This is a genomic window from Serratia sp. Ae19-1 (assembly GCF_059801225.1).
In genome coordinates, this window is record NZ_JBCHWD010000008.1 from 218578 (window position 1) to 239105 (window position 20528).

Annotated in this window: 22 protein-coding genes; 6 read left to right on the forward strand and 16 right to left on the reverse strand. The window is 59.1% G+C overall.

What is annotated here, in order from left to right; translation table 11 throughout:
* Window positions 1-16: 16 nt before the first annotated feature.
* Together AAIE04_RS21360 and AAIE04_RS21365 are read right to left on the reverse strand one after the other, a co-directional pair.
* Complete coding sequence (locus AAIE04_RS21360) at window positions 17-814, reverse strand: TonB family protein (protein ID WP_198636244.1); 798 nt, start codon at window positions 812-814, stop codon at window positions 17-19.
* Window positions 815-916: 102 nt separating this feature from the next.
* Window positions 917-1756, reverse strand: a complete 840-nt coding sequence (locus AAIE04_RS21365) for a ChaN family lipoprotein (RefSeq protein ID WP_498577657.1) — start codon at window positions 1754-1756, stop codon at window positions 917-919.
* A gap of 177 nt (window positions 1757-1933) precedes the next feature.
* On the opposite strand from AAIE04_RS21365, the gene mmuP reads away from it, so the two are divergent.
* Window positions 1934-3343: an S-methylmethionine permease gene (gene mmuP / locus AAIE04_RS21370; RefSeq protein WP_498577655.1), complete on the forward strand. Its 1410-nt coding sequence runs from the start codon at window positions 1934-1936 to the stop codon at window positions 3341-3343.
* On the forward strand, window positions 3333-4271 hold the full coding sequence (mmuM, locus tag AAIE04_RS21375; protein ID WP_063919836.1) for a homocysteine S-methyltransferase: 939 nt from the start codon (window positions 3333-3335) through the stop codon (window positions 4269-4271). The genes mmuP and mmuM overlap by 11 nt, the downstream gene beginning before the upstream one ends.
* Window positions 4272-4280: 9 nt before the next feature.
* Here the strand turns inward: mmuM and AAIE04_RS21380 are convergent, their stop codons facing one another.
* From AAIE04_RS21380 to AAIE04_RS21410, 7 genes are all read right to left on the reverse strand, one after another.
* Window positions 4281-4637: a type II toxin-antitoxin system death-on-curing family toxin gene (locus AAIE04_RS21380; RefSeq protein ID WP_019453865.1), complete on the reverse strand. Its 357-nt coding sequence runs from the start codon at window positions 4635-4637 to the stop codon at window positions 4281-4283.
* Entirely contained in the window at window positions 4634-4843 is a 210-nt protein-coding gene (locus tag AAIE04_RS21385; protein WP_004936539.1) for a type II toxin-antitoxin system Phd/YefM family antitoxin, read from the reverse strand. The genes AAIE04_RS21380 and AAIE04_RS21385 overlap by 4 nt, the downstream gene beginning before the upstream one ends.
* 109 nt (window positions 4844-4952) lie before the next feature.
* Complete coding sequence (gene maeB / locus AAIE04_RS21390; RefSeq protein WP_016926766.1) at window positions 4953-7232, reverse strand: NADP-dependent oxaloacetate-decarboxylating malate dehydrogenase; 2280 nt, start codon at window positions 7230-7232, stop codon at window positions 4953-4955.
* A gap of 215 nt (window positions 7233-7447) precedes the next feature.
* Window positions 7448-7621 (reverse strand): Rz1-like lysis system protein LysC, encoded by a 174-nt coding sequence (gene lysC, locus AAIE04_RS21395; protein WP_172837464.1) that lies wholly within the window; start codon window positions 7619-7621, stop codon window positions 7448-7450.
* Window positions 7602-7982, reverse strand: coding sequence for a DUF2570 family protein (locus tag AAIE04_RS21400; RefSeq protein WP_063919837.1), 381 nt, complete (start codon window positions 7980-7982; stop codon window positions 7602-7604). The genes lysC and AAIE04_RS21400 overlap by 20 nt, the downstream gene beginning before the upstream one ends.
* Window positions 7979-8359: an L-Ala D-Glu endopeptidase ChiX gene (gene chiX / locus AAIE04_RS21405; protein ID WP_462933310.1), complete on the reverse strand. Its 381-nt coding sequence runs from the start codon at window positions 8357-8359 to the stop codon at window positions 7979-7981. Before chiX ends, AAIE04_RS21400 begins: the two co-directional genes overlap by 4 nt.
* Window positions 8360-8369: 10 nt before the next feature.
* A complete protein-coding gene (locus AAIE04_RS21410) occupies window positions 8370-8696 on the reverse strand; it encodes a phage holin, lambda family (RefSeq protein ID WP_033643982.1) in 327 nt (108 codons plus the stop codon).
* A gap of 292 nt (window positions 8697-8988) precedes the next feature.
* Here AAIE04_RS21410 and chiB point away from each other — a divergent pair, with 292 nt between their 5' ends.
* Complete coding sequence (gene chiB, locus AAIE04_RS21415; protein ID WP_063919840.1) at window positions 8989-10488, forward strand: chitinase ChiB; 1500 nt, start codon at window positions 8989-8991, stop codon at window positions 10486-10488.
* Between the two features lie 85 nt (window positions 10489-10573).
* Here chiB and AAIE04_RS21420 read toward each other — a convergent pair whose 3' ends face one another.
* Window positions 10574-11515, reverse strand: a complete 942-nt coding sequence (locus tag AAIE04_RS21420; protein WP_019453871.1) for a LysR family transcriptional regulator — start codon at window positions 11513-11515, stop codon at window positions 10574-10576.
* 404 nt (window positions 11516-11919) lie between these two features.
* Between AAIE04_RS21420 and cbp21 the strand changes: the two genes are divergently transcribed.
* Complete coding sequence (cbp21, locus tag AAIE04_RS21425; protein WP_019453872.1) at window positions 11920-12513, forward strand: chitin-binding protein/chitosanase CBP21; 594 nt, start codon at window positions 11920-11922, stop codon at window positions 12511-12513.
* 67 nt (window positions 12514-12580) lie between these two features.
* Here cbp21 and AAIE04_RS21430 read toward each other — a convergent pair whose 3' ends face one another.
* The 6 genes from AAIE04_RS21430 to AAIE04_RS21455 all read right to left on the reverse strand — a co-directional run bounded on the left by AAIE04_RS21430 (window position 12581) and on the right by AAIE04_RS21455 (window position 18583).
* Complete coding sequence (locus tag AAIE04_RS21430; RefSeq protein WP_063919842.1) at window positions 12581-13543, reverse strand: sugar-binding transcriptional regulator; 963 nt, start codon at window positions 13541-13543, stop codon at window positions 12581-12583.
* Between the two features lie 95 nt (window positions 13544-13638).
* The gene (dhaL, locus tag AAIE04_RS21435) at window positions 13639-14295 is read right to left on the reverse strand and encodes a dihydroxyacetone kinase subunit DhaL (RefSeq protein ID WP_063919843.1); all 657 of its coding nucleotides are present in this window, start codon (window positions 14293-14295) and stop codon (window positions 13639-13641) included.
* Window positions 14296-14298: 3 nt separating this feature from the next.
* Window positions 14299-15300 (reverse strand): dihydroxyacetone kinase subunit DhaK, encoded by a 1002-nt coding sequence (locus AAIE04_RS21440; protein ID WP_063919844.1) that lies wholly within the window; start codon window positions 15298-15300, stop codon window positions 14299-14301.
* Between the two features lie 29 nt (window positions 15301-15329).
* Window positions 15330-16100 carry an SDR family oxidoreductase gene (locus tag AAIE04_RS21445; RefSeq protein WP_154746604.1) on the reverse strand — a complete coding sequence of 257 codons (771 nt, stop codon included), beginning with the start codon at window positions 16098-16100 and terminating at the stop codon, window positions 15330-15332.
* A gap of 35 nt (window positions 16101-16135) precedes the next feature.
* Window positions 16136-17404 (reverse strand): MFS transporter, encoded by a 1269-nt coding sequence (locus AAIE04_RS21450; protein ID WP_063919846.1) that lies wholly within the window; start codon window positions 17402-17404, stop codon window positions 16136-16138.
* 66 nt (window positions 17405-17470) lie between these two features.
* Window positions 17471-18583, reverse strand: a complete 1113-nt coding sequence (locus AAIE04_RS21455) for an MDR/zinc-dependent alcohol dehydrogenase-like family protein (RefSeq protein WP_063919847.1) — start codon at window positions 18581-18583, stop codon at window positions 17471-17473.
* A 318-nt stretch (window positions 18584-18901) separates the two neighbouring features.
* Between AAIE04_RS21455 and rpiB the strand changes: the two genes are divergently transcribed.
* Both rpiB and tal read left to right on the forward strand, forming a co-directional pair.
* Window positions 18902-19360, forward strand: coding sequence for a ribose 5-phosphate isomerase B (gene rpiB, locus AAIE04_RS21460; protein ID WP_063919848.1), 459 nt, complete (start codon window positions 18902-18904; stop codon window positions 19358-19360).
* A 193-nt stretch (window positions 19361-19553) separates the two neighbouring features.
* On the forward strand, window positions 19554-20504 hold the full coding sequence (gene tal, locus AAIE04_RS21465) for a transaldolase (RefSeq protein ID WP_019453873.1): 951 nt from the start codon (window positions 19554-19556) through the stop codon (window positions 20502-20504).
* Window positions 20505-20528: the final 24 nt, after the last annotated feature.

The following is a 20528-nucleotide window of genomic DNA, read 5'->3' on the forward strand; positions in this document are numbered from 1 at the left end:
GCGGCGTCTGCCAGCATTAACGGCGGGCGTTCAGCTCCGCCAGATTGAAATCGATCGGCATCGTCACCCTGACGGCCCCCTGCTGCAGCATCTCCGGCGGCGGCGGCGGCAACGGCTGCGCGCGCGACACTACCGCCACCGCTTCCCGATCCAGCGACGCGGTGCCGGAGCGCACCTGCAGGCTCACATTCGACACGCGCCCCTGCGCATCGACGCTGAAACTGACCTGCGGCATGCCGCTACGCCGGCGGCTGCGGGCATCCAGGGGATATTCCTTGATGCGGTTCAGCTTGCCCTTCACCAGACTCTCCCACGACAGCTTGGCCTGCGCGTTGCTGTTGGCATCGCTGTTGATCGGCGCGGCGGTTTGGTGGGAGAGCGTCTGCGCCTGCGGCGCGGCGGCGCTGGACGCGGCGGCACTGCGCGTCTCTTTGGCCTGTTCCTGCGGTTTCGGCTGCGCTTTTTGCGGGGGGCGGTGTTCGGCGCGCTTCTTCTGCGCCGTCACGATTTTCGCTTTATCGGCGCGCGCCAGCTTGGGCAGATCCGGCTGTTGCTGCTGCTCAGCGGGCTGCGCCGCGGCGGACTCCGCTTGCTGCACGCCCAACGGCAGCGGCTTGCTTTCCGGCGCTTCAATCTGCGCCGCCCAGCTCATCATCACCGCCGGCGGCGGCAGCACCACCGGTTCCAGCGCCGTCTGCGGCCAATAAAACAGCAATACCAACGCCGCGTGCGCCGCCAGGGCGAGCAGCAGGCCGCGCGCCCAGCGAGGCTGCGGCAGCTCAAAGGCCGGAAGGGAATAAGACTGACTTAACATAGGGGCATTAGCTTGCTTAATTGCGAATGATTGCAGATCACATTTACTAATGATAATCATTTGCAAATATAATTAACACCCCTTTTCACTGCCTTAACGTATTCATTTCACTGATGGTGTGATCCACAGGTAGTCCGCTGTGTTCGCATCAACCTGTACGCCCGGCTCCGCCAACATCAGCACCGCCGAGGCCGCCGCCGGTTGCAGATCCCGCACGTGCAGCGGCACGCCCACCGATTTGGCGGCGTGATAGCCACCGGCGATCAACAGCGCGGGCGTGGGCGCCGCCAGCAAACGTTCCGCCATACGCCGATCGCGCTGCTGCTGGATCGCCAGCATCGCGTGCAGTTGGTCGGCCTCAATCTTGCCGCCGTGCGAAGTGCGGATGGTTTCTTCCAACGCCTTGCGCACCGCCGGCTGCGCCGATAACTGCCCCGCCGGGAACTGCGGCTGCTGATAGAACGCCGTAATCTCGCTGCGATCCAGGTTGGCTGACCACAGCGGGTATGGCGCACGCATCGCCGCCATCGTCACCCCGCCATACAGTTCCCACTTCCAGCCCGGCTGCCAGGCGATCAGTTCCGCCACGCGGCCGTCACGCACTGTGGGATCGCTCTGCAGCCACTGCTTAACTTTGTCCACCTGCGCCTGCTGGTTCGGGTTGATCATCTCCATCAGCACGCTGCCCTGCGGCCGCCGCTGCGGCAGCTGCTGCACCAGCCATTGCTCAATCTGATGGTGGTAAGGATTGTCATGCTTTTCCCCGACGATCACCCGCGGCTGCTGCGCCAATCGCGTCAACAGCTGCTCAGGCGTCAGGGTCGCGCCGCTGTGCAGATCGGTGATATTACCCAGGTTGTCGATGCTGTTGGCCGGCGTTTGCACCGAGTTTTGGCTGCAGGCGCCGAGCGCCAACGCCGCCAATAAAATCAGATATCTCATCATGTTGCCCCATTATCGAAAATGGCGACATTATAGATAATAATTATCATTTGCATATAGATCCGACTTAACGATTTTTTTACGCGGCGATCGCCGGTGGCGCATTGCGTTGGAAAGGCATTGCGGGTATAACCAATAGCCATTCAGATATTTAGACGTCTATACGGATAGATTATTATGCACGCATCGGCGCCCGCCGCAGGGCAGTTCAAACGCAGCATGAAGGCCCGGCACCTGGTGATGTTGTCGCTGGGCGGTGTGATCGGTACCGGGCTGTTTTTCAACACCGGTTATATCATCTCTACCACCGGGGCGCTCGGCACCCTGCTGGCCTACCTGATCGGCGCGCTGGTGGTGTACCTGGTGATGCTGTGCCTGGGTGAGCTGTCGGTGGCGATGCCGGAAACCGGCGCTTTTCACGTCTATGCCTCGCGCTATCTGGGGCCGGCCACCGGCTATGCCGTCGCCTGGCTGTACTGGCTCACCTGGACAGTGGCGCTCGGCTCCAGTCTGACCGCCGCCGGATTCTGCATGCAGTACTGGTTCCCGCAGTCGCCGGTGTGGCTGTGGTGCCTGATCTTCTGCGCGGCCATTTTTCTGCTTAACGTGGTGAGCACCCGCTTTTTCGCCGAAAGCGAATTCTGGTTTTCGCTGATCAAAGTGGTGACCATTCTGGCGTTTATCATTCTGGGTGGCGCCGCCATGTTCGGTCTGCTGCCGATGAAAGACGGCACCCCGGCGCCGTTCCTGCACAATCTGACCGCTTCCGGCTGGCTGCCGCACGGCACGCTGCCGATCCTGATGACCATGGTGGCAGTGAACTTCGCCTTCTCCGGCACGGAACTGATCGGCATCGCCGCCGGTGAAACCGAGAACCCGGAAAAAGTCGTGCCGCTGGCGATCCGCACCACGGTGATCCGCCTGATGCTGTTCTTTATCGGCACCGTGTTCGTGCTGGCGGCGCTGATCCCAATGGATCAGGCGGGGATCGTCAAAAGCCCGTTCGTGCTGGTGTTTGAACGCATCGGCGTGCCTTACGCCGCCGATATCTTCAACTTCGTGATCCTGACCGCCATCCTGTCGGCGGCCAACTCCGGCCTGTACGCCTCCGGGCGCATGCTGTGGTCACTGGCCCACCAGCGCACCCTGCCGGCCTACTTCGCCCGCGTCAATGCACGTGGCATTCCGATCAATGCCCTGACCTTCAGCATGCTCGGCGGCGTCCTGGCGCTGCTGACCAGCGTGATCGCGCCGGATACGGTGTTTGTCGCCCTGTCGGCAATCTCCGGCTTTGCGGTGGTGGCGGTGTGGCTGAGCATCTGCGCCGCCCACTATGCTTTCCGCCGCGCCTACCTGCGCAGCGGCCAGCCGATAAGCGGCCTGAAATACCGCGCGCCCGGCTACCCATTGACGCCGATCCTCGGCTTTGCGCTGTGCCTGCTGGCCTGCATCGGACTGGCGTTCGATCCGGAGCAGCGCATTGCGCTCTACTGCGGGCTGCCGTTCGTCGCCCTGTGCTACCTCACCTATTTCCTGACCCGGCGCGCCGGGCAAAAAACCGCTTTGGGAGAACAACATGTCGGTTAACAACCCCGTCGCCCACCTGCTGGCCGAACAGCCCACGCTGATCCTGGACGGCGCGCTGGCCACCGAACTGGAAGCGCGCGGCTGCGATCTGACCGATCCGCTGTGGTCGGCCAAGGTGCTGATTGAAAATCCCGAGCTTATCTATCAGGTGCATCTCGATTATTTCAACGCCGGCGCCCAGTGCGCCATCACCGCCAGCTATCAGGCCACGCCGCAGGGCTTCTTGCGCCGCGGCCTGGATCAGGATCGGTCGCTGGCGCTGATCGCCAAAAGCGTGCAGCTGGCGCAACGCGCGCGCCGCGATTATCTGGCCGAACACCCGCAGGCCGCGCCGCTGCTGATCGCCGGTTCGGTAGGCCCATACGGTGCCTATCTGGCCGACGGATCGGAATACCGTGGCGACTATCGGCTGGCGCAGGATGACATGATCGCCTTCCACCGCCCGCGCCTCACCGCGCTGGCCGCCGCCGGCGTCGATCTGCTGGCCTGCGAAACGCTACCGTCTTTCGCTGAACTGCAGGCGCTGCTGACGCTGCTGCAGGAGTTCCCGACGCTCGGCGCCTGGTTCGCCTTCACCCTGCGCGACAGCCAACACCTCAGCGACGGCACGCCGCTGACGGAGGTCATGTCCGCGCTGCGCGGCAACCCGCAGGTGCTGGCCATCGGTATCAACTGCATCGCGCTGGACAAGGTCGCCCCGGCGTTGCGTCAGCTGAGCGCGCTGGCCGACAAACCGCTGCTGGTCTACCCGAACTCCGGGGAGCATTACGATGCAGTCAGCAAAACCTGGCACGCCTGCGGCAGCGAGCACGGCAGTCTGGTCGATCAGGCGGTAGAGTGGCGCGCGCTCGGCGCACAATTGATCGGCGGCTGTTGCCGCACTACCCCGCAGGATATCCGCGCCATCGCCGCGCGCTGCAAGAAATGAGAAAGGGGGTTATTCGGTTAACCGGCGCAGTTGCTCCGCGGCTTGTTCGACGTTGAGGCGGCCTTGAGCAGCCTCGACCGTGAGTTCAACCAGCTGCGCATCTTCACGCAGTGCAATGCCATTGATACCGAGAAATAACGCCATGCTTTGGAAGGCCGTGCGCTTATTGCCATCAAGAAAAATATGACCATGACTGATAGCAATGAGATAAAGTGCGGCCAAACGGTAAACGTCGGTGACGTTCTCATAGTGGTAAGCATTGAGCACGCGGTTGGCTACGGCCTCAACTTTACTGCCATCCTGGCGGCCGTGAGGCACAATTTCAGCATTGAATTCCGCAATATCCTCTGCGGTCAAAAAGATCATCTATTGGCCAGCGCCTTAATCGTATCCGCGTGTTTAGCCTGAATGCGCGCTTTCACCTTGGCTTTGACCAAAACCTCATAGTCGGCCTTACTGATGATGTAAACCTCATCGTGTCCGCGGCGCGTCACTTCCACCGGCTGTTTTTGCGCTTCCAAAAGCACCTCGGCAAGGTTGTTTCTGGCCGCCGTGTAGCTAATCGTAGTCATTTTCTTTACCTGTACATGTACATGTTTGACGATTATTTGTACCACGTCCGCTGGAAATAAAAAAGCCCCCGGCGCCAAGGGCGCAGGGGGCCAGTCACTCAGCCCGGCCTTACAGCGGTTCGGTCTGGGCTTCCACTACCGCCAGCGCCACCATGTTGACGATGCGGCGCACCGAGGCGATCGGCGTCAGGATGTGCACCGGCTTGGCGACCCCCATCAGCACCGGCCCGACGGTCACCCCTTCCGAGCAGGAGACGCGCAGCAGGTTGTAGCTGATGCGCGCGGCTTCCATGTTCGGCATGATCAGCAGGTTGGCCGAGCCTTTCAGCGGGCTGTCCGGCATCAGATCGTGACGAATGCTTTCCACCAACGCGGCGTCGCCGTGCATTTCACCGTCGATCTCCAACTCCGGCGCCAGCTCGTTCACCAGCTCCAGCGTTTTGCGCATCTTGCGCGCCGCCGGGCAGTCAGATGAGCCGAAGCTGGAATGAGACAGCAGCGCCACCTTCGGCTCAATGCCGAAGCGGCGCACGGTTTCCGCCGCCATCAGGGTGATCTCCGCCAGCTGTTCCGGCGTCGGATCGTCGTTGACGTAGGTGTCGGCGATAAAGGTGTTGCCGCTCGGCAGCAGCAGCGCGTTCATCGCACCGGCGACGTGTGCGCCCTCACGGAAACCGAATACGTTCTTCACCACGTCGTAATGCTCGTGGTAGCTGCCGATGGTGCCGCAGATCATCGCATCCGCTTCGCCGCGATGCAGCATGATGGCGGCGATCAGCGTCGGGTTGCCGATCACCGCGCGCCGCGCCTGCTCTTGCGAAACGCCGCGGCGTTTCATGATCTGGTAGTACTCGCCCCAGTATTCGTTGAAGCGCGGATCCGACTCGTTGTTCACCACTTCGAAATCTTTGCCCGGCGTCAGCTGCAGGCCCAGCTTTTTCAAGCGCATCTCGATCACGCTCGGACGGCCGACCAGGATCGGGAAGGCCAGCCCCTGCGACACCAGCTCCTGCGTGGCGTGCAGCACGCGCTCTTCCTCGCCTTCCGCCAGCACCACCCGCTTCACCTCTTTGCGCGCCTGCGAGAAGATCGGTTTCATGAACAGGTTGGTTTTGTAGACGAACTCTGCCAGCTTCTCCACATAGGCGTCGAAGTCTTCGATCGGTCGCGTCGCCACGCCGGAGTCCATCGCCGCCTTGGCTACCGCCGGCGCGATCTTGACGATCAGGCGCGGATCGAACGGTTTCGGAATGATGTATTCCGGCCCGAAGGAGAGATCCTGGTCGTCATACGCAGAAGCCACCACGTCGCTCTGCTCCGCCAGCGCCAGATCGGCGATGGCATGCACGCAGGCCAGCTTCATCTCTTCGTTGATGGTGGTCGCGCCCACGTCGAGTGCGCCGCGGAAGATGAACGGGAAGCACAATACGTTGTTCACCTGGTTCGGGTAGTCGGAACGGCCGGTGCAGATGATGGCGTCCGGACGCACCGCTTTGGCCAGCGGCGGCAGAATTTCCGGTTCCGGGTTAGCCAGCGCCATGATCAGCGGATCGCGCGCCATGGTTTTCACCATATCCTGCGTCAGGACGCCCGGGCCGGAGCAACCGAGGAAGATGTCGGCGTTCGGGATGGCATCGCCCAACGTGCGCTGGCCGTTATCCTCGATGGCATAGGCGGCCTTGGTCTGCTCCATGTTGGCGTCGCGGCCTTTATAGATGACGCCCTTCGAGTCACAGACGGTGATGTTCTGTTGACGCAGCCCCAGCGCCACCAGCAGGTTCAGACAGGCGATAGACGCCGCGCCGGCGCCGGACACCACCAAACGCACGTCGGAGATATTCTTCTTCACCACGCGCAGGCCGTTGAGCACCGCCGCAGTGGTGATGATCGCCGTGCCGTGCTGGTCGTCGTGGAACACCGGGATCTTCATGCGCTCACGCAGTTTCTGCTCGATGTAGAAACACTCCGGCGCCTTGATGTCTTCCAGGTTGATACCGCCGAAGGTCGGTTCCAACGCGGCGATAATGTCGATTAATTTGTCAGGGTTATGCTCATCCACTTCGATATCAAATACATCAATACCGGAAAACTTCTTGAACAAAACGCCCTTGCCTTCCATCACCGGCTTACCGGCCAACGCGCCGATATTGCCCAGACCCAGTACCGCCGTGCCGTTGGAAATCACCGCCACCAGATTGCCGCGTGCGGTGTATTTGTACGCCGCCAGCGGATCTTCGGCGATCTCGAGGCAAGGCGCGGCGACGCCCGGCGAATAGGCCAGCGCCAGATCGCGCTGGGTCGCCAACGGTTTGGTGGGGGAAACCTGGATCTTCCCTGGGACAGGAAACTGATGGAAATCAAGGGCACTCTGTTTGAGCTGTTCGTCCATTATGGATTCCTTTGTTTTTTGCTTTTATGTTGAGGTAAGGCTTTGAGGCTGCGCCCTGCCGTGGGCCATGGCGCCCAGGTACAATGACAGGGCACAGCCTTGAAGTATAGTGAGAGAAACATCACAAACTTTGAAGCACGCCATAACCTTGGTCGAAATACCGTTTTAAAAGTAAAAAAAGAAGGCCTGCGGGACGAGTCAGAGAAGCGCCGCCGTCAGTGCGACGGCAGCGTGGCGCGCCAGGCGTTGAGCGTCTCCACCTGGCCGGCGCAAATGTGTAACGAGGTTTGTAACGCCAGGGTATAGCTTACCGCATCACCCCAGGTCTCCCCCTGCAGCTGCGGCTGTTCGCAGGGCGCGAACACCGACTCAGGGGGCAACAGCGGCACGGCCTGCGGCGCCGGCGGCTGGGCGCAGGAGCTCAAGCACAGCGCCAGGCAGAGGCCGAGCGGCGCAGGGATCGTTTTTAATCGCTTCACGGTATTTCCTCTGATAAGCGTCGTGTTGCTGGCGCAGCTGCTGTTCCTGCCGCTGCTGCGCCGCCATCAGCGCGCGGTTTTGCGCGTCCTGAGTCTGCAAGGTGGCGATAAGCCCCGCCTGCTGCGCCAGGCTTTTCTGCAATTCCGCCGCCTGTTGCCGCGCGGAGGCCAACTGGTGCGACAACAGCGAGCTATAGCCGCCGAGGCAAATGGCCGCCAGCAACAGCAACAACAACCCGCCCTGCGCCAGCTTCTGCAGCCAGCCGCTCATGCCGGGTAGTCCCGAAACGGCAGCTGGAAGTGCGGGCCATCCTTGAGGGTTTTCCATTCGCCGCCCCATTCGACGTCGATACCACATTCACGCGCCGCGCGCCGCACCGCCACCGCGATCTGCGCATAGTAATCCCACTCCCAGGAGACCACGCCTGCCGGCATCGCGACCACATCCACCGCATGCCCGGTCAGATGGCGGCTGCGCAGCGTTTGGCTGCTGCCGGCGCGCACCATTTCCCTCTGGCGTGCCATACTGCGCAGCCCCTCGCTGACGGAAAACGGCACCAGTGAATAACGCAGCGCCAAACGAATAACGCGCACCAAATCCGGATGCACGCCACGCAGATTTTCTTCGCTGCGGGCGGTAAAGCGAATATCTTCGATGTCATTTAACATTTTTAAACCCCGTCTTTTTGCCGATGAATTTTTTAATTAAGGCGTTGATGTAATCCGCCCCCATAAAACCAATCAGTACGCTGGCCAAATTCGCCCAATTTAATTCCAGGCCCATCAGCGCTAACGCATCGCGCACCGTCCAGGCCAACAGCGCACACATCGCCGCATTCAATAAGCGTCGCCGAATGCCCACGTTGCGATAGGCGCCATGTAATAACGCCATCACGCCAGCCAGAATGGCGTTCAATACCGGCTGAAGATATTCACATACTCGCTGGACTATTAAGCCAACAGCGTCAGGCTCTATGCTGGACATAGCTCATCTCCTTTTTATTTTTAATTAAATGCCAATCACGGCCGGTGGGACATCGGATAATCAGAATCTAGTTAAGGATGCTATTACAAAGCAAATGAATAAATACAGGACCTATGGTCGAATTCATTCATGCTGAACGCTGGCACAACAGATTAGCGCCCGTGGATGCGACAGTTAATAAAATTTCATTATTATCGTGATTTATTTCGACTTTTGTTTTTACGAAAAATAAACATTAATGGCGGTGGGAAATACTTCCCCATCATAAAAACATCCACTCTGGAGAAATACCATGTCCACACGCAAAGCCGTTATTGGGTATTATTTTATTCCAACCAACCAAATCAATAATTACACCGAGTCCGATACCTCCATCGTGCCATTCCCGGTATCCAACATCACGCCGGCCAAAGCCAAACAGCTGACGCACATCAACTTCTCTTTCCTGGATATCAACAGCAACCTGGAATGCGCCTGGGATCCGGCCACCAACGACGCCAAAGCGCGCGATGTGGTCAAGCGCCTGACCGCGCTCAAAGCGCACAACCCCAACCTGCGCATCATGTTCTCCATCGGCGGCTGGTACTACTCCAACGATCTGGGCGTGTCGCACGCCAACTACGTCAACGCGGTGAAAACCCCGGCGTCGCGCACCAAGTTCGCCCAATCCTGCGTACGCATCATGAAGGATTACGGCTTCGACGGCGTGGACATCGACTGGGAGTATCCGCAAGCGGCAGAAGTGGACGGCTTCATCGCCGCGCTGCAAGAGATCCGCACCCTGCTGAATCAGCAAACCGTCGCTGACGGCCGCCAGGCGCTGCCGTATCAGTTGACCATCGCCGGCGCCGGCGGCGCCTTCTTCCTGTCGCGCTATTACAGCAAGCTGGCGCAGATCGTCGCGCCGCTCGATTACATCAACCTGATGACCTACGATCTGGCCGGCCCCTGGGAGAAGATCACCAACCACCAGGCGGCGCTGTTCGGCGACGCGGCCGGGCCGACCTTCTACAATGCGCTGCGCGAAGCCAATCTGGGCTGGAGCTGGGAAGAGCTGACCCGCGCCTTCCCCAGCCCGTTCAGCCTGACGGTCGATGCCGCGGTGCAGCAACACCTGATGATGGAAGGGGTGCCGAGCGCCAAAATCGTGATGGGCGTGCCGTTTTACGGCCGCGCCTTCAAGGGCGTCAGCGGCGGCAACGGCGGGCAATACAGCAGCCACAGCACGCCGGGCGAAGATCCGTATCCGAGCACCGACTACTGGCTGGTGGGCTGCGAAGAGTGTGTGCGCGACAAGGATCCGCGCATCGCGTCCTATCGCCAGCTGGAGCAGATGCTGCAGGGCAACTACGGCTATCAGCGGTTGTGGAACGACAAGACCAAAACCCCTTACCTGTATCATGCGCAAAACGGGCTGTTCGTCACCTATGACGACGCCGAGAGCTTCAAATACAAAGCGAAGTACATCAAGCAGCAGCAACTGGGCGGCGTGATGTTCTGGCATCTGGGGCAAGACAACCGCAACGGCGATCTGCTGGCCGCGCTGGATCGCTATTTCAACGCCGCGGACTACGACGACAGCCAGCTGGATATGGGCACCGGCCTGCGCTACACCGGCGTCGGCCCCGGCAACCTGCCGATCATGACGGCACCGGCCTACGTGCCGGGCACCATTTACGCGCAGGGCGCGCTGGTGTCCTATCAGGGTTACGTCTGGCAGACCAAGTGGGGGTACATCACCTCTGCGCCGGGTTCAGACAGCGCCTGGCTGAAGGTGGGCCGCGTGGCGTAAACCATAAAAAAACCCCGTAGCCGAATGCTGCGGGGTTTTCATTGAGTTAACCGTTTGATTTTCGCGTCCCTTCGTCTCTATTCCTTCAGTTATGGCACCATGGATAACCGCCATCCCGCACCACTTCGCGGCCCATCAGGCTGTAGACATCGCTTTTGCGCGTCAGCCGCTCATGCCACCAGTTAAACCCGGCGCCCTTGCTGGCCGGATGCCACGCCAGCCAAATCATTTCGTCGCCCTTTTGCATCTCCACCGGCACCGTCACCAGTTCACCGCTGGCTAATTCCTTTTCGATCAGCGCAGGCGGCAAAAAAGCGTGGCCGATGCCGCGCTTGAGCAGCGCCAGGTTGCTTTCCACATCGCATACCACCAGTTGACGCTGCAGAGGCAGCGTGCCGTGATTGCGTTTGGGCAGCTCATGGCTGCTGTCGGCGATCACTACCACGATGTCGTTCAGCCGCTGCTTCTTGCATACCGGCTTTCTCTGCGCCGCGAACGGGTGGGAAGGCGATACACACATCACGAAATTGAGCTTGCCGAGCATCAGGGTTTTGGCCTGCACGCTGTCGGGGATTTGGCCGATGGCGATGATCAGATCCGCCCGGTTGTTCTTCAGCGCATCCCAGGTGCCGTTCAACGCTTCCCGCTGCACCGAGATATTGGCGTTCGGGCAATGTTGAATATAGTCGCGGATATCCTGCGTCAGCGTTTCCAGCGGGAAGAAGGTGTCTACCGCCAGGCGGATATTATTGTCCAGCTTGGGGATGTTGCGCACCCGGCTTTCCAGATCCTGCACCGCATTTAAAATCCAACTGCCTTCCTGCAGGAGAAACTCCCCTTCATCCGTCAGGGTAATCATAGGGCCATTGCGATGAAAAAGTTTCACACAGAGTTTGCTTTCAATATTGGAAACCCGATAAGAGATCGCCGAAGGTGTTTTATGCAACGCCTCCGCCGCCATAGAGAAAGAGCCGGTGCTCTTGATGGTGCTGATTATTTTAATCGCGTCCAGGGATAATCTAGTCATACAAATTCCTCTTTAAAATAAAATAAGAAAAATGACACTAAATTCCCGAGGTGGTGGCGCACAAAAATCGATCAAGTCGAACAAGGGTACTCAAGGCAACAAGCAATATACTTCATAAATGAGAGCGCTATCTTAAATACTATTCATCACTACATGATATAAATTTCATCATAGCGCCGTGTTTTTACACTGTGACAGTTAAATAAATTCAGCCTAACGATCAAAGATCGTCATCATAATAATTTTCGTTAATAGCCGTTAAAACATTCCGCTCTATCGCACAACCAGAATGATAAAAATAAAACAAGCCGACAAGAAGGGTTATTTCCAATTGCGTTATTAGTCTCTCATTTTGTCGGTGAAATACGCTCAACTTACAACATAATTTCAGTCAGGAGTGACTTATGAACAAAACTTCCCGTACCCTGCTCTCTCTGGGCCTGCTGAGCGCGGCCATGTTCGGCGTTTCGCAACAGGCGAATGCCCACGGTTATGTCGAGTCGCCGGCCAGCCGCGCCTATCAGTGCAAACTGCAGCTCAACACGCAGTGCGGCAGCGTGCAATATGAACCGCAGAGCGTCGAAGGCCTGAAAGGCTTCCCGCAGGCCGGCCCGGTTGACGGCCACATCGCCAGCGCCAACAAGTCCACTTTCTTCGAGCTGGATCAGCAAACGCCGACGCGCTGGAACAAGCTCAACCTGAAAACCGGCCCGAACTCCTTTACCTGGAAACTGACCGCGCGTCACAGCACCACCAGCTGGCGCTATTTCATCACCAAACCGAACTGGGACGCTTCTCAGCCGCTGACCCGCGCTTCCTTTGACCTGACGCCGTTCTGCCAGTTCAACGATGGCGGCGCCATCCCGGCCGCTCAGGTCACCCACCAGTGCAACATACCAGCAGATCGCAGCGGTTCGCACGTGATCCTTGCCGTGTGGGACATAGCCGATACCGCCAACGCCTTCTATCAGGCGATCGACGTCAACCTGAGCAACTAATCCGTCAAAAGGGGGACATCTCTGGAGGGTTCAGCCTGGCGCTGAACCCTTTTTTTTGCAGGTGCCGCTATTGCGACATGTTGAGGATAGTGCGCACATTGAGCGCGCTGGTGGCGATAATATCGATGGCGCCGGTGCGCAATGCCCCCAGAATCGCCAGCGCCTTGGTATTCTCGGAAGCAATGGCGATCACACAAGGAATTTTGCGCAGTTCATCAATGCTCAGCCCGATCACTCGGTCATTCATCACCGTGTCGACGTGCTGCCCCTGAGCGTTGAAAAAGTCATAGCCGGCGATATCGCCGATCACGCCCTGATTAAGGCTGGCGTCGATAATCTCATGCGGCGTGAACCAGCCCAACTTCACCATGTAGCTGTTTTCATTCATATCGCCAATGCCAACCAGCGCCACATCGGCTTTACGGGCGCGATCCAGCGTTTCCTTAATCGTGCCGTTCTGCATGAAAGCCTCTTTCAACGCGCGATTTTCGACGTAGGCCGGCGCATAGAGCGTCTCGCTGCTGCCGCCGAACTTCTTCGCCAAACGCCGGCTGATGTGGTCGGCGTTGATCGCATCGCCCGGACGGTGCGTGCCGCCGATGCCGCAGATAAACTTGCAGTTGCGTTCCGTCACGCTGCCGACGTGATCGGCGATCGCCGCCACGTTGCGTCCCTGCCCGACCGCCAACACCATTTCGTCTTTCAACGACATTGCCAGATAGTTGGACACCAGCGCCGCCACCTGTCGCCGCTGCTCCTCTTCGTCCTGATGGTCGAGCGCAATCAGCGCGCGGCTGATGGGAAAACGCTCCAGCATTTGTTGCTCCAGCCGGGTACTGAATACCGGGTGATAACGCACGTTGATCTCGACGATGCCCTCTTCCTTGGCGCGTTTGAGCAAGCGACCGACTTTGATCCGCGAGATGCCGAACTTCTTGGCGATCTCTTCCTGCGTGATCTCATCCTGATAATAAGCCACGGCGATTTCGGTCAGCAGTTCGTTATCCTGGGACACAGTTTGTTTTTCCATCCGTTAGACGTTTCCCCACGGCAGGCCGGTTGATGATGGCGGAGGGACGATACGCCGCCCTCCGACAAGGCTGAATGCCCGCTAGTATAACGCGTTCAAGCGGCAACGGTATTCAGTCGTTGCTCCACCTCGTCCGCCAATCGGGTCAAGAGCAGACAACAAGAGACCGCACCGGCGTCCAGTACGCCGCGCGAACGCTCGCCCAGACGACTGGCGCGGCCGATTTTCGCCACCAGCTCGCGGGTGGAGTCCCGCCCGCGCTCTGCGGCGATTTTCATTTGTTCCAGCGCTGCGGCAAAGTCGTCACCGCGCCCCGCCGCTTGTTCAAATGCCGTTACCGCCGGTATCAGCGTATCCATCAGACACTTGTCGCCCACGCCCGCGCTGCTGATGTCCTGCAGTTCGCTCAATCCGCCGTGCAACATCGCCAGAAACGCCTGCTTATCCAGCACGCTGCGCTCACGAACGCTCTCCGCCATGCCCATGAACAGGCTACCGTACAACGGTCCCATCGAACCGCCGATGCCCTCCATCAGCGCATCCGAAACCGCATCGAACGCCTGCGCCAGCGTGAGCTCGCGGCCGCGAATGGCGTCGCCGCACATCGCGAATCCCTTCGACATATTAATGCCGTGATCACCGTCGCCGATGGCGCCGTCGATTTCGCTCAGGTATTCGCGGTTGCTGACAATGGTTTCTATCAGCCCCGCAACGATCTCACTGCCGTACCGGGTTGAAATTTGTTCCGTCATGATTCACTCCACCTGCGTTAAACCTAAGGATTGCGCCGGCATGTCCAGCAGCGTTTTCAGTTCGTCATCCAGCGTCATCAGCGTCAGCGTCACGCCCATCATTTCCAGCGACGTGAAGTAATTGCCGACGTAGCGCCGATGCACCCGCACGCCTTTCGCCGTCAACCGGCGCTCGATTTCGGCGTAATAGATATACAGCTCCATCACCGGCGTGGCGCCGAGCCCGGAGATCAGCAACGCCACCTCCTGGCCCTGTTCCAGCGGCATGTCGTTGAGCACGAAGTCGAGCATGGTGCCGGCCATCGCCGACGCCGACTGGATCGGCGATACCTCAATACCCGGTTCGCCGTGATGGCCGATGCCGATCTCCATCTTGCCGTCTTCGATATGAAAATTGGGTTTGCCGACCGCGGGAATGGTGCAGGAACTGAGGCCGACGCCGATCGAACGACACCGGTCGATGGCTTTTTGCGCCGCGCCGATCACGCCGTCCAGATCGTAGCCCTTGGCCGCCGCCGCCGCGCCGACCTTCCACATCAGAATTTCTCCGGCCACGCCGCGTCGCTTCTCGATTTCACTGGCCGGCGCCGAGGCGACATCATCATTGGCCACCACGGTTTTCACCCGTATGCCGGCCGCCGTGGCCTTCTTGATCGCCATCTTGACGTTCATGTTGTCGCCGGCGTAGTTGCCGTACAAACAAGCCACGCCGGCACCGCTGTCCGCCGCCTTGAAGGCGTCGAGAAACGCCCCTGCCGTAGGAGAAGAAAAAATTTCGCCAATCGCAACGGCGTCCAGCATGTTCTTGCCGACATAACCCAGGAACGCCGGCTCATGACCGGAACCGCCGCCGGTGACAATGCCCACTTTACCGGCGATCGGCGCCGCCGGGTATTTCAACACCCGCGCATTGTCGGTGGCGGCGTAATAGTTCGGATGGGCCAGCTGATAGCCCTGAATGGCGTCTTCCACTACGTGATCGGGATCGTTAATGATTCTGTTCATCGCGGCCTCTCTGTCGCCTGAATAAGGAATTATTGAATGGTGTATCCGCCGTCGACCACCAGGTTGGCGCCGGTGATCATCGCTGCCGCGTCACCGGCCAAAAACAGAGCGCTGGCGGCGATATCTTGCGGCTCGGCGAAGCGCCGCAGCGGAATTTTCTGCTTCATCTGCTCCGCTACCTCGCCAGACCAGGCTTTGCGCCCCAGCTCCGTCAAAACCACGGTGGGTGAAATGGCGTTGACCCGCACGTTGTACGGCCCCCACTCCAACGCCAGCACCTGGGTCAAGCCGATAACGCCCGCTTTGCTGGCGCAATAGGCCAGGTGATTAGGCAAAGCCACTACGCCGGCCTGCGAGGCGAGATTGATGATGCTGCCGCCGCGCTGGCGAATGAAACGGCGCCCCACCGCCTGGCAGGTGAGAAACACGCCTTTCAGATTGACCGCCAGGGTTGCATCCCACGCCGTTTCCGGCAGCTCCTCGGCCGGATGCAGCGCGACGATACCGGCGCTGTTGACCAGCACGTCCAGCCGCCCGAAATGCGCTTCGGCCTGCGCCACCGCCCGGTCCACCGAGGCCGAATCGGTCACGTCAGCCACAACGCCCAACGCCGCCTCGGCGTGCAGTTGCCGCGCCACTTCCACCACCTGCGGTGCACGGTCAAGCAGCACCACGCGTGCGCCGTTTTGCAGATAGCGTTCGGCGATCGCGAGACCGATACCCGCAGCGCCGCCGGTAATCAACGCCACCTTGCCCTGCAGCGAGAGTTCGCGTGGCGGCATAGTTTGATGATTAATCATAAATTTCCCCTTAAAACTGTGAACTTCACCATCGGTCAGGATATTTTCGCCAAACTCGCGCCGCGTTCTTCCGCCGCCGTCGCGTTTTCCTTCGGCAGCGTGACGAATTTCATCAGCACGCCGCTGAACAGGTACAAGCCGGTAAAGATCCAGATCACGCCAACGGTGCCCAGGCTGCCGATAAACAGCCCCACCACCGCCGGGCCGACAAAGGTGCTCAAGCCGGCGCCCAGATTGAGAATCGACATCGCCGCGCCCTTATTGTCCGGCGCCAGCGACGGCATGATGGCCGACAATGGCACGAACGCCGCCAGGCAGGCGCCGAACAAACCGGCGGCGCAAACGGTCAGCAGGTAGTTGGCGCCGAAGAATTGCGGCACGTAGTAGAACATCAGCGTGGTCAGGGCGCAGCCGACGCAGCCGAACCACATCACCACATTGCGCCAGCCGAGACCGTCGCTGATCACGCCGAAAATCAGGTTGAAAATGATGTTGACCGTCCACAGCGCGGCGTACATCTGCAGCCAATGCGTACGGGTGAAGCCCATATCCATCATGTACATCGGCATGAATACGACGAAGCCGTAAGCCGCAGAGGTATTAATGGTGCGCACGATGCCGCCCAGGCCGATCTTCGGGTTTTCGAACGCGATGGTGATGCCTTTCAGAACGTAAGCCAGCGAGGCTTTTTCCCGATTGCCTCGCTCCGCGGTGCCTTCGCTGCGATTGAGCATCAGCGCAATCACCGCGCCCAGCACGACGAAGATAAGCGCGCTCCACAGCGTGTGGATTTCGCCGAGATAAGGCAGCATGATGCTGGAATACAGCACCCCCAACACGCTGAGCCCGCCGCTGTAGACGAACCAGAAAATCCCCACCGCCGACCCCAGCCTTTCCGGCGGCGCCTCATACGCCACCCACACCAGAAAACCGTAAGCGAACAGCGGATAACCCAAACCTCGCAGCGCATAGGTCGGCACCATGATCGACAGGTTGTTGCTCGGCAACCCGAACGTCAGAAAACACACCGAACCGAACAAAAACAGCAGCAAACCCGCCAGCATGACTCGCCGGGCGGTGAAGATCTCCGCCAATACCCCGGAAAACCAGGCGGCGATTGCGGCGGCGAAGCCATAAACGCTGAACAACAACGCCGATTCTTGAATGCTAAGCCCCTTGCCGATCAAATAAGGCGACAGCCATCCTTGCTCCAGCCCTTCGCCCATCATGAACACCAGCACGCCGGCATAGCCCAGCAGCAATTTCGGTGACAGACCAATGCGATGAATCAGTCCATGCAACATAGAACACCCCAGCACATGTGATTATGGAGGCGCGGGCTCGCCCGCACCCGAGGAACGACGCAGGCTTCAGAGGTTTGGATTGAGCACCACTTTGATTGAACCCACGCCGCGCTTCATCAGTTCGAAGCCCTCGGCGAACTGTTCCAGCGGCAACGTATGCGTCACCACGCCTTCGGTCGGCAGATCGCCATTGGCGATGCCTTCGATCACCAGCGGGTAGCAGTAAGGGCCGAGGTGCGAACCGAGCACGTCCAGCTCCTTGCGGTCGCTGATGATGCTCCAGTCGACGGTCACCGGATCTTTGAAAACGGAAAATTCGACGAAGGTGCCGAGCTTGCGAATCAGCGTCAGGCCTTGTTCCACGGACTTTTGCGCGCCGGTCGCCTCGATATAGATGTCGCAACCGTAGCCGTCGGTCATCGCTTTAATGACCGCAGGCACGTCGTCACGGGTCGGATTCAGCGTCACATCCGCGCCGAAGCGCTTCGCCAGGGCCAGACGATCGTCGGACAGATCCAGCACCACCAGCTTCGAGGGCCCGGACTTTTTGATGGCCCCGATCATGCCCAACCCCAGGGTGCCGGCCCCGGCCAACACCACGACGTCCCCCAGCTTGATATTGGCGCGCTGCACCGCATGGAAGGAGCAAGCATAGGGTTCGATCAGAATGGCTTTTTCGATCGGCAGATCGGCCGGCACATGATAGTTGATCGCCTCTTTGGTGAACTTCATGTACTCAGCCATGCCGCCGTTGACGTTTTTCTGGAAACCGTACAGGTCATGCTTTTCGCACATCCAATACTGGCCGCGGTTGCAGAAGCGGCATTGCCAGCAGGGGACAATTTGTTCTGATATCACCCGATCGCCGATCTTGAACCCCTCAACGCCATCGCCATATCCCACCACGTGGCCGATAAATTCATGACCGGGGATCATCGGCGCCTTAATATACGCCGGCTGTTTTTCATCGCCCCAGAAGCTGGGCGCCCCCTCGAACGCTTTAACATCGCCGGCGCAGATGCCGCAGGCCTCGATCTTCACCAGGATCTCTTTCGGGCCAACCTTCGGTACCGGCACCTGTTCCAGGCGGTAATCTTTAGGAGCGTACGCCACTACCGCCTTCATGATCTCGGGGATACCGTCCGCCATTTTCGCCTCTGTTATGCAGGTCTGACACATAGCACTCTCCTCTGGTAGGGTGATTTCTTTTGATCATTAACACAAACAAAGAACAAATGAACACTAACGCCAAGCGTTCAATTTGCCCACAGCGAACTTGTTAAAGTGTGATATCGCTCAAAAACCCACCTACCCAAGGATGGGTAACGCTTTAAAACCCTTAATCAGTGACACAAATCACCTTTTTAGTGGAACAAAGAAGAGCAATACGAAAAAACAAAAGATCATCAATTGAACATTTGATAAAACAGAGATACGGTAATGAACGTGGCGCCACCGAGGATCGCCGCCCTTTTCGTTATCAACCAGGAGACCGCTATGCTGCCTATCGCCATCGGCGCCGATGATGCCGCCATTGAACTCAAGGATCTGATCGTCGCCCACCTGCAACAACGGGATATCCCCGTCATTGACTACACGACGGATCGCGCCGCAGAAGCCGGGATCTATCCCGATATCGCCTATCGCGTCGCGCAGGCGATACGGGAGGAAAAACATCGGCGGGGGATCCTGCTGTGCGGCACCGGCATCGGCATGAGTATCGTGGCCAATAAAGTGCCCGGCATTCGCGCGGCGCAATGTCACGATACTTACTCCGCCCAACGGGCGCGCAAAAGCAATGATGCGCAAATCATCACGCTGGGCGCGCGGGTCATCGGCGCAGAGCTGGCGAAAACCATCGTCGATGCCTGGCTGGAATCGGAATTTGAAGGGGGCGGTTCAGCGCCGAAGGTCGAACGAATCGGCTACTACGAAAACGTGGTCGGGCGGCGTTAAACCGCTTTCAGCCTCGATGGCGGTCGCGCGCAAGCCGCGCTCCGCCTGGGTTTACTCGGCATCCATTGTTATTATCCATCGCAACAATCAGAAAAAGCGCATTTTCATTCCCGACCCGATGATGCAGTGTGTTCCCCCTATGATGAAAAAGGTTCTCATTTCCCTACGTTGAGCTTGGTCAAGGAGCTTATCAATGAATCAATTAGACGCACTCAAGCAGCTGACCACGGTGGTCGCCGACAGCGGCGATATCGAATCCATCCGCCAGTTCGAACCCCAGGACGCCACCACCAACCCTTCGCTGATCCTGAAAGCCGCCGCGCTGCCGCAGTACAAAGCGCTGATCACCGAAGCGCTGGAATATGCCCGCCGCCAGGGTGGCAGCAAGGAAACCCAGCTGATCAACGCCAGCGATAAGCTGGCGGTCAACATCGGCGTCGAGATCCTCAAAAGCGTGCCGGGCCGCATCTCTACCGAAGTGGACGCCCGTCTGTCGTTCGATCGCGGCATGTGTGTCGCCAAAGCGCGTAAGCTGATCGCCATGTATCAAGAGCAAGGCATCGACAAGTCGCGCATTCTGATCAAGCTGGCCTCCACCTGGGAAGGCATCAAAGCCGCCGAAGAGCTGGAAAAAGAAGGCATCAACACCAACCTGACGCTGCTGTTCTCTTTCGCTCAGGCCCGCGCCTGCGCCGAAGCCGGCGTGTATCTGATCTCGCCGTTCGTCGGCCGCATCTATGACTGGTATCAGGCTAAACAGCCTGCCGCCGACTACGATGCCGATCAGGATCCGGGCGTGAAGTCGGTGCGTACCATCTATGAATACTACAAGCGTCATCGTTACCAGACAGTGATCATGGGCGCCAGCTTCCGCAAGGTTGAGCAAATTCTGGCGCTGGCCGGCTGCGATCGTCTGACCATCGCGCCGAACCTGCTGGAACAGCTGAAAAACAGCGACCGGCCGGTTGAGCGCAAGCTGACCCCGTCTACCGAAGGCTTCCACCAACCGGCTCCGCTGGCCGAAGCGGAGTTCCGCTGGCTGCACAACCAGGACGCCATGGCGGTGGAGAAACTCGCCGAAGGCATTCGCCTGTTCGCCGTCGACCAGCAGAAGCTGGAAGACATGTTGGCCGCTCAACTGTAACCGTACTGGAGTTTCGTTATGTCT

Bases quoted from the DNA above. Each gene is read 5' to 3' on its own strand.
- chiB (WP_063919840.1), top strand. From the start codon at position 8,989: ATGTCCACACGCAAAGCCGTTATTGGGTATTATTTTATTCCAACCAAC.
- AAIE04_RS21360 (WP_198636244.1), bottom strand. From the start codon at position 814: ATGTTAAGTCAGTCTTATTCCCTTCCGGCCTTTGAGCTGCCGCAGCCT.
- AAIE04_RS21445 (WP_154746604.1), bottom strand. From the start codon at position 16,100: ATGATTAATCATCAAACTATGCCGCCACGCGAACTCTCGCTGCAGGGC.
- rpiB (WP_063919848.1), top strand. From the start codon at position 18,902: ATGCTGCCTATCGCCATCGGCGCCGATGATGCCGCCATTGAACTCAAG.
- dhaL (WP_063919843.1), bottom strand. From the start codon at position 14,295: ATGACGGAACAAATTTCAACCCGGTACGGCAGTGAGATCGTTGCGGGG.
- AAIE04_RS21385 (WP_004936539.1), bottom strand. From the start codon at position 4,843: ATGACTACGATTAGCTACACGGCGGCCAGAAACAACCTTGCCGAGGTG.
- AAIE04_RS21380 (WP_019453865.1), bottom strand. From the start codon at position 4,637: ATGATCTTTTTGACCGCAGAGGATATTGCGGAATTCAATGCTGAAATT.
- AAIE04_RS21430 (WP_063919842.1), bottom strand. From the start codon at position 13,543: ATGGAAAAACAAACTGTGTCCCAGGATAACGAACTGCTGACCGAAATC.
- cbp21 (WP_019453872.1), top strand. From the start codon at position 11,920: ATGAACAAAACTTCCCGTACCCTGCTCTCTCTGGGCCTGCTGAGCGCG.
- mmuP (WP_498577655.1), top strand. From the start codon at position 1,934: ATGCACGCATCGGCGCCCGCCGCAGGGCAGTTCAAACGCAGCATGAAG.
- AAIE04_RS21365 (WP_498577657.1), bottom strand. From the start codon at position 1,756: ATGAGATATCTGATTTTATTGGCGGCGTTGGCGCTCGGCGCCTGCAGC.
- maeB (WP_016926766.1), bottom strand. From the start codon at position 7,232: ATGGACGAACAGCTCAAACAGAGTGCCCTTGATTTCCATCAGTTTCCT.
- AAIE04_RS21455 (WP_063919847.1), bottom strand. From the start codon at position 18,583: ATGTGTCAGACCTGCATAACAGAGGCGAAAATGGCGGACGGTATCCCC.
- AAIE04_RS21450 (WP_063919846.1), bottom strand. From the start codon at position 17,404: ATGTTGCATGGACTGATTCATCGCATTGGTCTGTCACCGAAATTGCTG.
- mmuM (WP_063919836.1), top strand. From the start codon at position 3,333: ATGTCGGTTAACAACCCCGTCGCCCACCTGCTGGCCGAACAGCCCACG.
- AAIE04_RS21410 (WP_033643982.1), bottom strand. From the start codon at position 8,696: ATGTCCAGCATAGAGCCTGACGCTGTTGGCTTAATAGTCCAGCGAGTA.
- tal (WP_019453873.1), top strand. From the start codon at position 19,554: ATGAATCAATTAGACGCACTCAAGCAGCTGACCACGGTGGTCGCCGAC.
- AAIE04_RS21420 (WP_019453871.1), bottom strand. From the start codon at position 11,515: ATGACTAGATTATCCCTGGACGCGATTAAAATAATCAGCACCATCAAG.
- AAIE04_RS21400 (WP_063919837.1), bottom strand. From the start codon at position 7,982: ATGAGCGGCTGGCTGCAGAAGCTGGCGCAGGGCGGGTTGTTGTTGCTG.
- AAIE04_RS21440 (WP_063919844.1), bottom strand. From the start codon at position 15,300: ATGAACAGAATCATTAACGATCCCGATCACGTAGTGGAAGACGCCATT.